Origin of the sequence: Aureimonas sp. AU22, from assembly GCF_001463745.1 — a bacterium.
Taxonomy (GTDB): Bacteria; Pseudomonadota; Alphaproteobacteria; order Rhizobiales; family Rhizobiaceae; genus Aureimonas.
Window position 1 is genome coordinate 1 of sequence record NZ_BBWJ01000021.1, and the last position, 12,015, is coordinate 12,015.

Sequence of the window (12,015 nt, forward strand, 5' to 3'; positions counted from 1 at the left end):
CGCGGCCGACCTCCTGCGCGCCATGCGCGTGGCCGCCGACCCCGGCAACGCCGCGACCTTGCGTGCCGGCCTTCCCGCCGTGATCTCGGCGGCCGAGATGGCGCGGCGCTACTGCGAGGCCTTCGGCCTGCGCACCGCGCCCCGCCTGGAGGCGGCCGAGTGATCCGCGGCCATATCGATCTGGCGACGCGCGCACGCGTCGAGGGCTGGATCCATTCGGACGCCCTCACCTTGCGCGGCGCGACGGTGCTCGCCTTTCACGACGACCAATGCGTGGGCGGGGGCCGCGTGGACGTGTTCCGCCAAGACCTCGCCGATGCGGGCCTTGGCGACGGCTTCGTCGGCTTCGGCTTTCCCGTGGTCCTCGGCCCGGGGCAGAACCCGCGCGTCCTCGACGTGCGTCTCGACGGCGGCACGCTGCTTCTGAAGCAGGGCTCCTGCGCGCTCGCCCCGCGCGAGGCGCTGACGGAGGACCGGCGCCGCCAGGGACGCGACCCCGCCGCCCTGTCCTGGATGCTGGGGCGCGGCTGGCTGGCGCAGGCGCAGCACGACGCCCTGCGCGGTCTCGCCCGCTTCGGGGCCCATCCGCTCAACCTCGGCGTCGAGCGTCGCGGGCGCGACCCCGGCGCCGTGTGCGACGAGGTGGCCCTCCAGGCGGCCGACCTTCTCGAGCTCTATCTCCAGACGGCGATCGACTGCGAGATCCGCGATGGGGTGCGCGGGCACGACCTGCCGGACATCCGCCGGTCGTTGCGCGCGGCCTTTCCCCATGCCCCGCCGGCCATCGGCGTCTGGGCCGCGGCCGACCGCCGGCTCGAGATCGTCGAGGGCTCCCACCTCGGCGGCGCCGAGACGGAGGCGGGAGGAGGCCTCGAATACGCCTTCGGCGGCCGCACGCTCCTGCTCGTCGATCTCGACGCAACCGCAAGCCTGCGCGCGGGCGACATGGGCCTGCCCTTCACCGCCTTCGTGCCCTGCCGGCCGGAGGAGCGCCGGTGATCTCGGAGCGCGCCGAACCGATGACGGGCGAGCGCATGGTCTCGCGCATCTATTCGCCCTTCTCCTACCCGCTGCCGCGCCAGGCGGGGCTGGTGCCGATCGTGGCCGCCGAGGCCGAGCGGCTGGCTCCGGCCTTTCCCGTGGTCTGGCAGCGCGGCGAGGAGGGGCCGCGCCTGTGCGCGCTGCGCTCCTTCCACGAGGACGGTTCGGGATTTGCGCCCGGCACCGCCGACGCGCTCGCGCTCCTGCCGCTGCTTCTCCAGGCCTATCCCTTCGTGTTTCCGGCCGGCCCGCCGCGCGAGAGCGACAACCCGCGCCTCCTGGACGTCGCGGGGGCCGACCTGCCGACGGATGCCGGGGCGCCGATCACCACGGCGGACGGGCGCCTCACCAAGGGGGCGGAGCTGCGCCTGCGCGCCCTGTCCCTGTTCGAGCGCGACTTCCCGCGCACGGCGGCCATCGGGCGCATGCTCGGCGAACTCGGCCTTCTCGAACCCTGGCCGTTGCGCTTCGACCTCGGGGGCGGGCGCGTCTGCGACATCGAGGGCCTCGCGGTGGTGACGGCCGGCGCCTTCGATACGCCGCGCCTCGAACCGGTGATCGCCCGCCACGGCATCGCGGCGGCGCGCCTCCTGTCGCTGCATCGCCTGTCCCTCTTCCGGGCCGCGGCGCTTCTGACGGCCGCGCGTGCCTCGGCCGCCTCGATTGCGCCGCGATGACGATGACCCTCGCCCCGCTTGCCGCCATGGCCGAGGCGCGCTTCCGCCCGCCCGAGCATTTCGGCTTCGCAGCTTCGCTCGCCTGGATCCCGGTCAACGACACCGAGTTCCACCTGACCGCCCACCACCTGCCGCTCGCCGTGCGCATGCTCGGCGGCATGCCGCGCCTCGGCGCCCTCGTCCATCCCGCCTTCCTGCGCCGTCCCGCGGTGGACGGGCAGGGCGTCTGGACCGCCGGCTACAAGCCGCTGGCCCTGCGCACGCACCCGTTCGTCCTGTCGGGCCGGCGCACCGGCCGTCCGATCGACGAGATCGACGTCGTCACCGACGCCGGGCTCGTCGGGCCCTGGGGCATGCCGGTCTCCTCGGAACAGGCGAGCGGCGTGCTGTCGCCGGAGATGGCGGCGATCCATAAGGCGCTCGTCGCGATGCGCGCGGGCGCGGTGAAGCTGTCGGCGGCGCTGGAGCTTCTGCGCATCGCCAATGTGCTGGTGCCGCTGCGCGATCCGGCGGGCCGGCCGGCTGCCGACCTGACGCTCGACCCGCAGCGGCTCGCGGGCCTCGACGAGGGCGCGGCGGCTGCCCTTGCCGCACGCTCCTTCCTGCCGCTGGATCTCGCCGGCGCGCTGGTCTTCTCGCGCCGCCACTTCCGGCCCGAGCGCCTGCCCCTGGCCCCCGCAAGGCCCCTGCCCGGCAGCTTTGAAGCCGCCGCGAGGGCGCCGCTCGCCGAGCCGGCCGACATCGTGCTGGCCAGCCTCGAGGCAATGAACTTCGCGCTCGACGGCAGCGACCTCTTCGACATCCTCGCCATCGGCGACTGGTCGGACTTCGCCGCGCCGCCGCCCCCGCCGTCCGAGCTGGACGCGAAAGGGGAGGGGCGCGCCGCCGCAGCCGCATGAAGTATCTCTTCGTCCACAACAACTTCCCCGCCCAGTTCCGGCACCTGGCGCTCCATCTCGGCGCCGATCCGAAGAACGAGGTGCGCGCCATCGGCGCCGAGGGCTCGCGCCCGCTGCCGGGCGTGACGCTGCACCGCTACGCGCTGCCGCCCGGCTCGCTCGCCGCCACGCACCCCTTCGCGCGGCGCTTCGACGGCGAGGCACGGCGAGCCGAACAGACGCTCTACGTCGCGACCATGCTGCGCGCTTCCGGCTTCACCCCCGACATCGTCGTTGCCCATTCCGGCTGGGGCGAGGCGATGCCGCTGCGCGCCGCGTTTCCCGACGCGCGCCTCGCGGTCTACTGCGAATATTTCTACCGGCCGCGCGAATCCGACGTGAACTTCGACCCCGAGTTTCCCGAACTCGGCCTCGACGGGCTGGTCGGCCTTCACGCGCGCAATGCGGCCAGCCTCCTGGCGCTCGCCGACTGCGACCTTGCCCTGTCGCCGACGCTCTGGCAGCGCTCGACCTTTCCCGCGGAGTTCCGCCCGAAGATCCGCACCGTCCACGAGGGCGTCGACACGCGCCTCGTCGCGCCCGATCCCGCGGCGACGCTGCGCCTCGACGACGGCACGGTGCTGCGGGCGGGCGAGGAGACGGTGACGTTCGTCGCGCGCAATCTCGAACCCTTGCGCGGCTACCACGTATTTTGCCGCGCCCTGCCGGCGATCCTGCGCGAGCGACCCAACGCGCGCGTCCTCGTGGTCGGCGGCTTCGACGTCTCCTACGGCCAGCGTCCGCCCACAGGCGAGAGCTGGCACCGCGTCTTCCTCGACGAGGTGGCCGGCGAGATCGACCTCGGCCGGGTCCACTTCCTCGGCCATCTCCCGTTCGCTCGCTATCTCGACGTCCTGAAGGTCTCGCGCGCCCACGTCTATCTCACCTACCCGTTCGTCCTGTCCTGGTCGTGCCTGGAGGCGATGGCGACGGGCTGCGCGATGGTCGCCTCCGATACGCCGCCGGTGCGCGAGGTGATCGATGGGCGGAACGGGCTCCTCGTGCCCTTCCACGATCCGGCCGCGCTGGCCGGAGCGGTGACGCGGGTTCTGGCCGACCCCGAGCGCTACCGGGAGATGGGCGCGCTGGCGCGCCGCACCGTGGTGGAGCGCTACGACATGGCCGGCGTCTGCGTGCCGGAGGCGATGCGCCTCCTCCACGCCCCGACCACGCTGCCCCGCCGCAGCGCCCCGCCGGCCTTCGAACCGGGCCTCTTCGGCGCGGCCTGACGGCGCTCCCACGCAATGTTCATCATTTCCGACCATGATGGGCGGTCCTTGAACCCCCACCCGATCCCGAACGAAGGTTGAACCGCATGCGCGCAGCCCTGGTGAAGTATTCCGGCCGGCGGCTGAACAACCACGAGGCCGTGTGGTTCGACGTCCCCTTCCGCAACACGCTGGAGGACTACTACAACACGGGCGACATCTGCGTTTACGATTCGACGCTGCGCCTCGTCGACTACGGTGAGGGCACGCCCCTCAACATCGACGAGCCGGTGACGGACGAGGGCGTTCGCCGGATCAAGGAGTCCTGCGACTTCGTCCTCCTGCGCGGCTCGAACTACATCCACGAGGCGATGGACTGGGGCCATTTCCCCCAATGGCTGGAGGCGCTGGACCTGCCGGTCCTGTGCATCGGGGTCGGCGCGCAGGCCGAGACCGAGCGCCCGATCGTGCTGCCGCCGGAGGGCCGACGCCTCTGGCAGATGATCGCCGATCGCGCCACGATCGGCGTGCGGGGCGCCTTCTCGGCCGAGACGCTGCACCGCAACGGCATCCACAATCTCGAGATCGTCGGCTGCCCCTCGATGTTCCGCGCGCGCGACCGCGAGATGACGCTGCGCCACCGGGAGGGGGGGCCGAAGCGCGTGACCTTCTCGCTCCGCCGCGAGGTCGGCTCGACCTATGCGGTCGACCCCGCCGATTTCCAGGCGACGCAGAAGCGCATCATCGCCAAGCTCGATCTCGTCGCCGACCTCTACCTTTCCTGCCACGGCGAGCCGGAGGAGAAGGCCTTCTTCTTCCGCGCGCCGATGCACAAGGACAAGGCGCTGGCGAAGCTCGTGGCGGAAGGCTGGTTCGACGAGACCACGGGTGCCCGCCTGAAGGCGCTCTACGAGGAGCGCCTCTACTATGTCGGCGCGCCGGGCGACTACGACGTCTACGCGCCGCAGTTCGACGCGGCGCTGGGCTACCGCGTCCACGCGGTGCTGCCGGCGGTCGCCATGGGCGTGCCCGGCGTCCTCTTCTCCTACGACACGCGCTCGCGCGAGCTCGCCGAGACCTTCGACCTGCCGATCTATTCGCCCGCCGAGTTCGAGCGTCAGACGCTCGCCGACGCGCTCGCCCCGTCGCGCTTTTCCCGCTTCTCCGAGCGTTTCCCGGAGCGCTACGACCGGATGAAGGCGTTCATCGAGAAGAACGGGGTGACGACGCGGATGTGAGCCGCCGCTGCTCGAGTTCTTGGCGGATCGCCTCGTAGAGACTCGGCATCGCTTCGCGCAAAGGCCTGGCGCGCGCGAAGTCTTCGTCCGTCCATTCCGGGTTGTCGCTGACGTCGTGCCAGTCCTCCAGCGTGTAGCCATGGGCTGCAGCATGTACGGGGTCGAACGTACTGGGCATCGTTCACTCCTCCCCCTCCTTACGCGATCGCCTGCAGCACCATGTCGGGATGGCGTGCGATGACGCGCACATAGGCAAGCGCGAAGTCCGGCGGCGTGGTTCGGGCCTGTTCCCAGTCGCGCAAGGTTCCGACCGGCACGCGGAAGCGCTGGGCGAATTCCTGCTGCGACAGTCCGAGACGGGTCCGCACGGTGCGAATCGTGCGCGCTTTCAAGCCGCGATCCAAGGCCTCCGCCGACACGTCGAAATCCTCGGGGTCGCCGGCATCAGCGGTCAGAGAGATAGGCTCGTTCTTCACCGGCATTGCTCCTTCGGACCGAAATGAACCTGGGCTCGTCATGCCGCCACGTGAAGACGGCGGTGTAGAGCTTGCCCGCCACTTGTCCGATCACCTTGAACCGCTCCTCGCCGTCCTCCGGGCGGATCGAGGGAAGGATCAGATGTTCGTCATCACCCATGACGGTCTCGCCGAACAGGAGCGGCAACCCGTGCCGCTCGCGGTTGATGGCATCCTTTCTGGGATCGAACCGGTCCGACACAGAGCCATAGTACGGGTATTCCGTACTGTCTGCAAGCTGCGAACCTACCGCCTCCCGATCCGCACCTGCACCATCACGATGTCCCGGTCCGGCCCCACCTCGCAGCCATCGAGTTGCGCGCGCACGAAGGTGAGCGCGGGGCGGTCACCGAGGGTGGTGAAGTTGCGATCGGAACTCTCCGGGTCGACGAGCGCGGGATAGCCGATGGGGCGCTCGGGCGCGCAAGGGGTGCCGCTGCCCATCAGGGGCGCCTCCAGAAGCAGCGCCGGGCCCTGCCAATGAAGGAGGTCCGGACTGGTGGCGTAGAAGATCCCGGTCCGCTCCACCCCGTCGCCGTCCGCGCGCCGTCCCTTCATCGTCGCGATCCATTGGCCGGATGCCTCGTGGCGCGTCAGGCTCGTCACCGGCCAGGGGAGGGCCGCGGGATCGATCGGATCGCAGACATGGGCGGCCGGATCGAGGTCCCCGGCGTAGGGGTCGGGAAGCCGCGTGGCGAATGCACCGCTCGCCCAGGCCCGCCAGCGCGAGGCATCCGTGAGGTCGTCGGTGCGCAGAAGGCAGTTGCCCGAGCGCTGCGGCGCGGGCGCCACGACGTTGGCCATCATCGCGAAGCCGCCCGTAACCGCCACGATGTTGGTCGGCTCGAAGACGCCCGCCTGGGCCCCGCGCGTCTCCTCCGCCCGGCGCGGCAGGGCGGCGACGAGGCGCGGCTCGGCCGGACGGAAGCTCGCTCCCCCGTCCGTCGAGACCGCGGCGGTCAAGGCGTTGTACCAGCAGGCGGCGGCATCCCGAGGCGCGCAGGCGCCGAGCCGGTGCCCGCGATACTCGTCGTGCACGACGGCGTGGACGGTCCGCCCGTCGGTGGTGAAGGTGCTGGCGATCCAGCTCGCGTTGTCGAAGGAGGCCGGATCGTCCCGCTGCCGGCCTTCGAAGACGACGGTGCAGGAATGGGCGAGCGAGGCGAAGTCCGGTCCCTCCAGGCTCCGCGCACGGTGGTGGCTCTGGAACAGGTGGATCGTTCCGGCGGCGTCACGATAGGCCCGGCTCGGGGTGTCGGGGATGTCCCACGTCTCGCAGGCGTCGCGCTCGTGGCGAAAGAGGAGGCGTTCGCGTCCGGGGTCGACTGTCAGCGTCAGCGCCGGCTCGCCGGCCGTCGCCGCGCCGGCCCCGACGGTGAGACCCGCCGCCAGCGTGCCGCGCAGGACGCGGGACGGGCCGCCGGGCGCCGTTCGCGAGGCGGAGGACGGCAAGGTCGCCTTTTTAAACAGAGCTTTACTCCCCTCGTGCCATTTTTCGTCGAATGTCCGGCGCGGCGGCTCCACCGCCCGCCCCGGGAGAACGGTCACGCGGCGGCTTCGATCCCGTCCGCCCGGACCTTCGTCGCGCGGCGTCAAGCCGGAAAGGAACGAGCCATGCGCGATCCCCGGACCACCGGGAAGCGCCGGGAAACGGGCGAAGGCGCGCTGCCGACATGCAGCGCCGCGCCGTGTCCCGTGGCCGGAGGGGGGGCTGCGTGAAGCCCGTCCTGTCCTCGCCGCTCCTTGGCATCGTGCGCACGCTGTCCTTCGGCTACGTCAACCTCTTCGCCTTCGGCTTCTTCCTCCCCTTCCTGTTCATGGCCATGTCGGTCGTGCCCATGAGCATCGTGGAGCGCGTCGGCACCAGCCGCAACGCCTCGACGCTGATCACGCTCCTCGTCATCGCGGCAGTGGTGGCGGCCACCTACACGGTGATGGAACAGATCCGCGGCCAGGTGCTGGAGCGCATGGGGCTGGTGATCGACGAGCGCCTGACGCGCGTCTGCTTCGACGCGGTGAACCGGGGGCAGGCGCGATCCGGCGCTCCCGCCGCCCAGGCGCTGGCCGATCTCCAGACCGTGCGCCGCTTCCTGTGCGGCCCCTCGCTCTCGGCGATGATCGACGCCTTCTGGTCGCCGCTCTTCGTGGTGGCGATGTTCTTCATCAACGCCGCCTTCGGCTTCCTGATGCTGGGGCTCCTGGCCTTCTCGGCGGCCGTATCGGTCGCCACCCACTACTGGGTCGCCGGGCATCTGGCGACCGCGCAAAGGCTCGATCTCGAGGCAAACGAGTTCGGCCTCGCCGTGTCGCGCAACGCCGAGGCGCTGCGCGTCATGGGCATGCTGCCGGCGCTCGCCGAGCGCTGGTATGCGCTGCACCGCGACGGCCTCGGCTGGCGCGGCCTTGCCGGCGCGCGCGCCGCCCAGATCGGCCTCGTGCCGCGCATGCTGCAGAACGGCCAGATGATCGTGGTCTACGGCCTCGGCGGCTTCCTGTTCCTCTCCGACCGCATCCAGCTTTCGGTGCTCTTCGTGGTGCTGATGGTGATGATGCGCGCGCAGGGGCCGCTCCAGCACATCATCAACAACTGGAGCCAGATCCAGTCCTTCGCCTCGGCCGCGCGGCGCCTCGACGCGCTCCTGCGCGGCATCGAGGCCGCGCCCCATCCGCTCGCACTGCCCGCACCGTCGGGCGAGCTGAAGGTCTCGCGCCTCGTCGGCGGGCCGCCGGGCATGGCCAAGCCCGTGATCAACGACGTGTCCTTCTCGCTGCAGCCCGGCCGGATCCTGGGCGTCGTCGGCCCGAGCGGGGCGGGCAAGTCCTGCCTGTCGCGCCTCGTCACCGGCATCTGGAAGCCGGCGCGCGGCACGATCGTCTTCGGCGAGCAGGACCTCGCGCACTGGGATCCGGACGAACTCGGCCGCCATGTCGGCTACGTGCCGCAGGACGTCGAGTTCCTGCCCGGCACGATCGCGGAGAACATCGCCCGCTTCGATCCCGCCGCCACGAGCGACAAGATCCTCCACGCGGTGGAACTCGCCGGCATCCACGACATCATGCGCGGCCTGCTTGACGGCTACGCGACGCGCCTCGGTGGACCCGGCGGGCATGTCCTGTCAGGCGGCCAGCGCCAGCGCGTGGCGCTCGCGCGCGCGGTCTACGGGAGCCCACGCCTCGTGGTGCTGGACGAGCCGAACTCGAACCTCGACGCGGGCGCCGAGCAGGTGCTCGGGCGCACCATGCAGCGCCTGCGCGACGACGGCGCCGCGGTGATCGTGGTCTCGCACCGCATCAGCCTCCTCGGCTTCTGCGACGACCTTCTCGTCCTCAACGAGGGGGTGGTGCAGGCGATCGGCGCGCGCGAGCGCATCTTCAACCGCCTGCCGCGCTTCCGCGACGCGCCCGCCGCGCCGGCCGCCGTCCTCGATCTCCAGCGCACGGGAACCGGCGGGTGAGCGCCCTGCGGCCGGTGGCCGCCCGTCCCGTTGGCACCGCCGCTCCCCTCGTCGAGGCGCCGGCGCCCAACACCAACTGGCGGGGGTCGCTGCGGTCGGGCTGGATCGTCCTCGCCCTGTCGGTCGGCGTCTGCGGCGGATGGGCGGCCTTCGCCCATGTCAACTCGGCGGTGGTCACCCTCGGCACCTTCGCGGTGCAGTCGCACCGGCAGACGATCCAGCACCTGGAGGGCGGCATCGTGGAGGAGATCCTGGCGCGCGACGGCGACCGGGTGGAGGCCGGACAGGTGCTCCTGCGTCTCGACACGACGCGGGCCCAGGCGGCGGCGGCGGCCGCGGCGCAGGGGCTCGCCGGCGCGCTCGCCACCGAGGCACGCCTTGCCGCCCAGCGCGACATGGCCGACTACATGGTCCTGCCCGAAGAGGCGGCATCGCTGATGCGCGGCCTCGGCGGCAGCGAACTGCAGGACAACTACCGCGAGTTCGAGGAGCGTCGGCAGGTGCTGGCCGGCTCGCTGGAGCTCCTCGACACGCAGGGGCGGCAGGCGCGCAACGAGATCGCCCAGACCAAGCTCGACGCGCAGGCCGCCTCCGACCAGCTCGCGAGCATCGCGCGCGAATTGAAGGGCGTGAAGCCGCTCTTCGACAAGGGCCTCGTCGCCCTCAGCCGCCTCACCACACTGGAGCGGCAGAAGGCGCAGTTCGAGGGCACGATCCGCAAGAGCCGCAACGACGAGCAGAAGGGTCTCGACAAGCTGGCCGAGATCGAGCTGAAGCGCGAGGCCCTTCGCAAGGACTACCGCCAGGAGGCCTCGGCGAAACTGATCGAGATCGGCCGCCAGATCGCCTCGCTCCGGCAGGAACGGCAGGTGGCGCTCGACCTGCTCGCCCGGTCCGCCATCCGCTCGCCCGTCGCGGGCACCGTCCAGGCCTCGCGCCTCTTCACCGTCGGCGGCGTGGTGCGCCCCGGCGAGACGATCCTGGAGGTGGTGCCGGAGGGCGAGGAGATGCGCGTGCGCGTGCGCATTCCGGCGGCCGAGATCGACCGCGTCCACCAGGGCATGGCCGTCGAGGTCCACCCGGGGTCGCTGATGAAGTTCCGGCGCGAGAAGGTCGCCGGCCGGCTGGTCTCCTTGTCGCGCGACACCGTGGCCGGCACCGATCCCGGCCTTCCCCCGGCCTATGCCGGCGAGGTGGAGATCGATCAGGTGACGCTGCCGGCCGATGTGCGCGACCGGCTGGTCGCGGGCATGGACGCGTCCGTGGTGATCCCGACGGCGGGGCGCTCGGTGCTCCAGTATCTGGTGGAGCCGGTGCTGAAGAACGTCGAGGAATCGCTGCGCGAGCGGTAGCGGACGACGCGGCCCGCGCGCGCGAACGGGAACACGGCGAAGGGCCGGGGTCGGCACGTCCCCGCCCGGCATCCGCCCCTTGCCTCAACCAATCGGCCCGTCGCGGCGTTGGGGGACGACAGCCAAGGAGACGCCCGTGACCGACGAGACCGCCACAAACGCCCGCCGCCGCGAAATCGCGGTGGAACACATCCTGTTCAAGCTCATCGAATATGTCGAGGACCGCCACCCCGGCCTTCTGGACTTCGTGGAAGGCAGCCTCGACCATCTCGGCGATCCCGCCCGCGACGGAACCAAGGACGACGAGGCCGTGCGCGCGATCGCGCGCCGGATGCTGGACGGCGCCCGCCGGCAGGGCATGGACTGACGCATTTCCCGGGGGAGCCGAGCCGAACACGCCTGCCGAGCCCGTCCGGTGAACCGCGGTTCGCGGGACGGGCTCGGGGTGCCGGGGAACAGGCCCTCCCGTCAGCCCGCGAGGATTTCGCGCACGCGCGGGGCGACGACGCGGCCATAGAGCTCGATGCAGCGCATCAGCCTCTCGTGCGGCAAGGGGCCGGCGCTGTATTTCAGGTCGAAACGCGACAGTCCGAGGGCGGAGGCCGTCGCGGCGATCTTGCGTGCCACGGTCTCGGGCGAGCCGACATAGAGCGAGCCTTGCTCGACCTCGCGCTCGAAGGCCGAGCGCTCCAGCGGCGGCCAGCCGCGCTCGGCGCCGATGCGCGCATGCATGGCGCGGTAGTCGTCGAAGAACTCGGCGCGCGCCGCCTCGTCCGTGTCGGCCACGTAGCCCGGCGAATGGACGCCGAGCGGCAGCGGCTCGCGGCCCATCTCGGCGAGCGCGCGATGAAAGAGATCGACATAGGGCCGGAAGCGGCTGGGCGCGCCGCCGATGATCGCCAGCATCATCGGCAGGCCGTAGCGTGCGGCGCGAACCACCGATTCCGGGCTGCCCCCGACGCCGATCCAGGTGGTGAAGCCGGCGCCCTCGACCGCCGGGAACACGCCCGGAACGTCCAAGGGCGGGCGCACCGAGCCCTGCCAGGAGATCGGCCCGCCCTTCAGGAGCGCGGCGAAGAGGTCGAGCTTCTCGCCGAACAGGCGCTCGTAGTCGTCGAGGGGATGACCGAAGAGGGGAAAGGATTCGGTGAAGGAGCCGCGCCCGAGGATCACCTCCGCGCGCCCTTCCGACAGGGCGTCGAGGGTGGAGAAGCGCTGGAAGACGCGGATCGGATCGTCCGAGGACAGAACCGTGACGGCCGAGCCGAGGCGGATGCGGCGCGTGCGCGCGGCGAGCGCCGCCAGCACCGTTTCGGGCGCCGAGACAGCGAAATCGGCGCGGTGGTGCTCGCCGACCCCGAAGAAGTCGAGGCCGACCTCGTCGGCCAGCACCCCTTCCGCCACCACGTCGCGGATCACGGCCGCGTGGCTCTTCGGCGCGCCGTCGGCCCCGCGCGTGACGTCGCCGAACGTGTCGAGACCGAGTTCAAGGGATGGGCTCATGGTGGGTCTTCCCCGACGGGGACGCCGGCGGCGTCGTTGCCCCCGTATCTAGACGGCGCGGCCCGCCGCGAACAGAACCGGGGTGACG

At 71.5% G+C, this 12,015-nt stretch carries 13 protein-coding genes; 8 read left to right on the forward strand and 5 right to left on the reverse strand.

Going from position 1 to position 12,015, the window contains the following annotated elements:
- Nucleotides 1-159: 159 nt before the first annotated feature.
- The 5 genes from AUL34_RS22550 to AUL34_RS07975 all read left to right on the forward strand — a co-directional run bounded on the left by AUL34_RS22550 (nt 160) and on the right by AUL34_RS07975 (nt 5,102).
- Nucleotides 160-999 carry a hypothetical protein gene (locus tag AUL34_RS22550; protein ID WP_061932990.1) on the forward strand — a complete coding sequence of 280 codons (840 nt, stop codon included), beginning with the start codon at nt 160-162 and terminating at the stop codon, nt 997-999.
- Complete coding sequence (locus tag AUL34_RS22555) at nt 996-1,718, forward strand: SapC family protein (protein ID WP_061932992.1); 723 nt, start codon at nt 996-998, stop codon at nt 1,716-1,718. The genes AUL34_RS22550 and AUL34_RS22555 overlap by 4 nt, the downstream gene beginning before the upstream one ends.
- Nucleotides 1,715-2,617 carry a SapC family protein gene (locus AUL34_RS07965; RefSeq protein WP_082653233.1) on the forward strand — a complete coding sequence of 301 codons (903 nt, stop codon included), beginning with the start codon at nt 1,715-1,717 and terminating at the stop codon, nt 2,615-2,617. The genes AUL34_RS22555 and AUL34_RS07965 overlap by 4 nt, the downstream gene beginning before the upstream one ends.
- On the forward strand, nt 2,614-3,885 hold the full coding sequence (locus AUL34_RS07970) for a glycosyltransferase (protein WP_082653234.1): 1,272 nt from the start codon (nt 2,614-2,616) through the stop codon (nt 3,883-3,885). The genes AUL34_RS07965 and AUL34_RS07970 overlap by 4 nt, the downstream gene beginning before the upstream one ends.
- Nucleotides 3,886-3,971: 86 nt before the next feature.
- Entirely contained in the window at nt 3,972-5,102 is a 1,131-nt protein-coding gene (locus AUL34_RS07975) for a polysaccharide pyruvyl transferase family protein (protein ID WP_061932996.1), read from the forward strand.
- Here the strand turns inward: AUL34_RS07975 and AUL34_RS22190 are convergent.
- The 4 genes from AUL34_RS22190 to AUL34_RS07990 all read right to left on the reverse strand — a co-directional run bounded on the left by AUL34_RS22190 (nt 5,068) and on the right by AUL34_RS07990 (nt 7,069).
- On the reverse strand, nt 5,068-5,280 hold the full coding sequence (locus AUL34_RS22190; RefSeq protein WP_156420835.1) for a hypothetical protein: 213 nt from the start codon (nt 5,278-5,280) through the stop codon (nt 5,068-5,070). The genes AUL34_RS07975 and AUL34_RS22190 overlap by 35 nt on opposite strands.
- Nucleotides 5,281-5,299: 19 nt before the next feature.
- On the reverse strand, nt 5,300-5,578 hold the full coding sequence (locus tag AUL34_RS07980; protein WP_061933123.1) for a DNA-binding transcriptional regulator: 279 nt from the start codon (nt 5,576-5,578) through the stop codon (nt 5,300-5,302).
- Nucleotides 5,547-5,765, reverse strand: a complete 219-nt coding sequence (locus AUL34_RS07985) for a BrnT family toxin (protein WP_244492486.1) — start codon at nt 5,763-5,765, stop codon at nt 5,547-5,549. Before AUL34_RS07985 ends, AUL34_RS07980 begins: the two co-directional genes overlap by 32 nt.
- A 98-nt stretch (nt 5,766-5,863) precedes the next feature.
- On the reverse strand, nt 5,864-7,069 hold the full coding sequence (locus tag AUL34_RS07990) for a hypothetical protein (RefSeq protein WP_061933000.1): 1,206 nt from the start codon (nt 7,067-7,069) through the stop codon (nt 5,864-5,866).
- A gap of 263 nt (nt 7,070-7,332) precedes the next feature.
- On the opposite strand from AUL34_RS07990, the gene AUL34_RS07995 reads away from it, so the two are divergent.
- The 3 genes from AUL34_RS07995 to AUL34_RS08005 all read left to right on the forward strand — a co-directional run bounded on the left by AUL34_RS07995 (nt 7,333) and on the right by AUL34_RS08005 (nt 10,791).
- Nucleotides 7,333-9,072: a type I secretion system permease/ATPase gene (locus tag AUL34_RS07995; protein ID WP_061933003.1), complete on the forward strand. Its 1,740-nt coding sequence runs from the start codon at nt 7,333-7,335 to the stop codon at nt 9,070-9,072.
- The gene (locus tag AUL34_RS08000) at nt 9,069-10,424 is read left to right on the forward strand and encodes an HlyD family type I secretion periplasmic adaptor subunit (protein WP_061933006.1); all 1,356 of its coding nucleotides are present in this window, start codon (nt 9,069-9,071) and stop codon (nt 10,422-10,424) included. Before AUL34_RS07995 ends, AUL34_RS08000 begins: the two co-directional genes overlap by 4 nt.
- A gap of 136 nt (nt 10,425-10,560) precedes the next feature.
- Nucleotides 10,561-10,791: a hypothetical protein gene (locus tag AUL34_RS08005; RefSeq protein WP_061933007.1), complete on the forward strand. Its 231-nt coding sequence runs from the start codon at nt 10,561-10,563 to the stop codon at nt 10,789-10,791.
- A 101-nt stretch (nt 10,792-10,892) separates the two neighbouring features.
- Here AUL34_RS08005 and AUL34_RS08010 read toward each other — a convergent pair whose 3' ends face one another.
- Nucleotides 10,893-11,927, reverse strand: a complete 1,035-nt coding sequence (locus AUL34_RS08010) for an LLM class flavin-dependent oxidoreductase (protein WP_061933009.1) — start codon at nt 11,925-11,927, stop codon at nt 10,893-10,895.
- Nucleotides 11,928-12,015 lie beyond the last annotated feature (88 nt).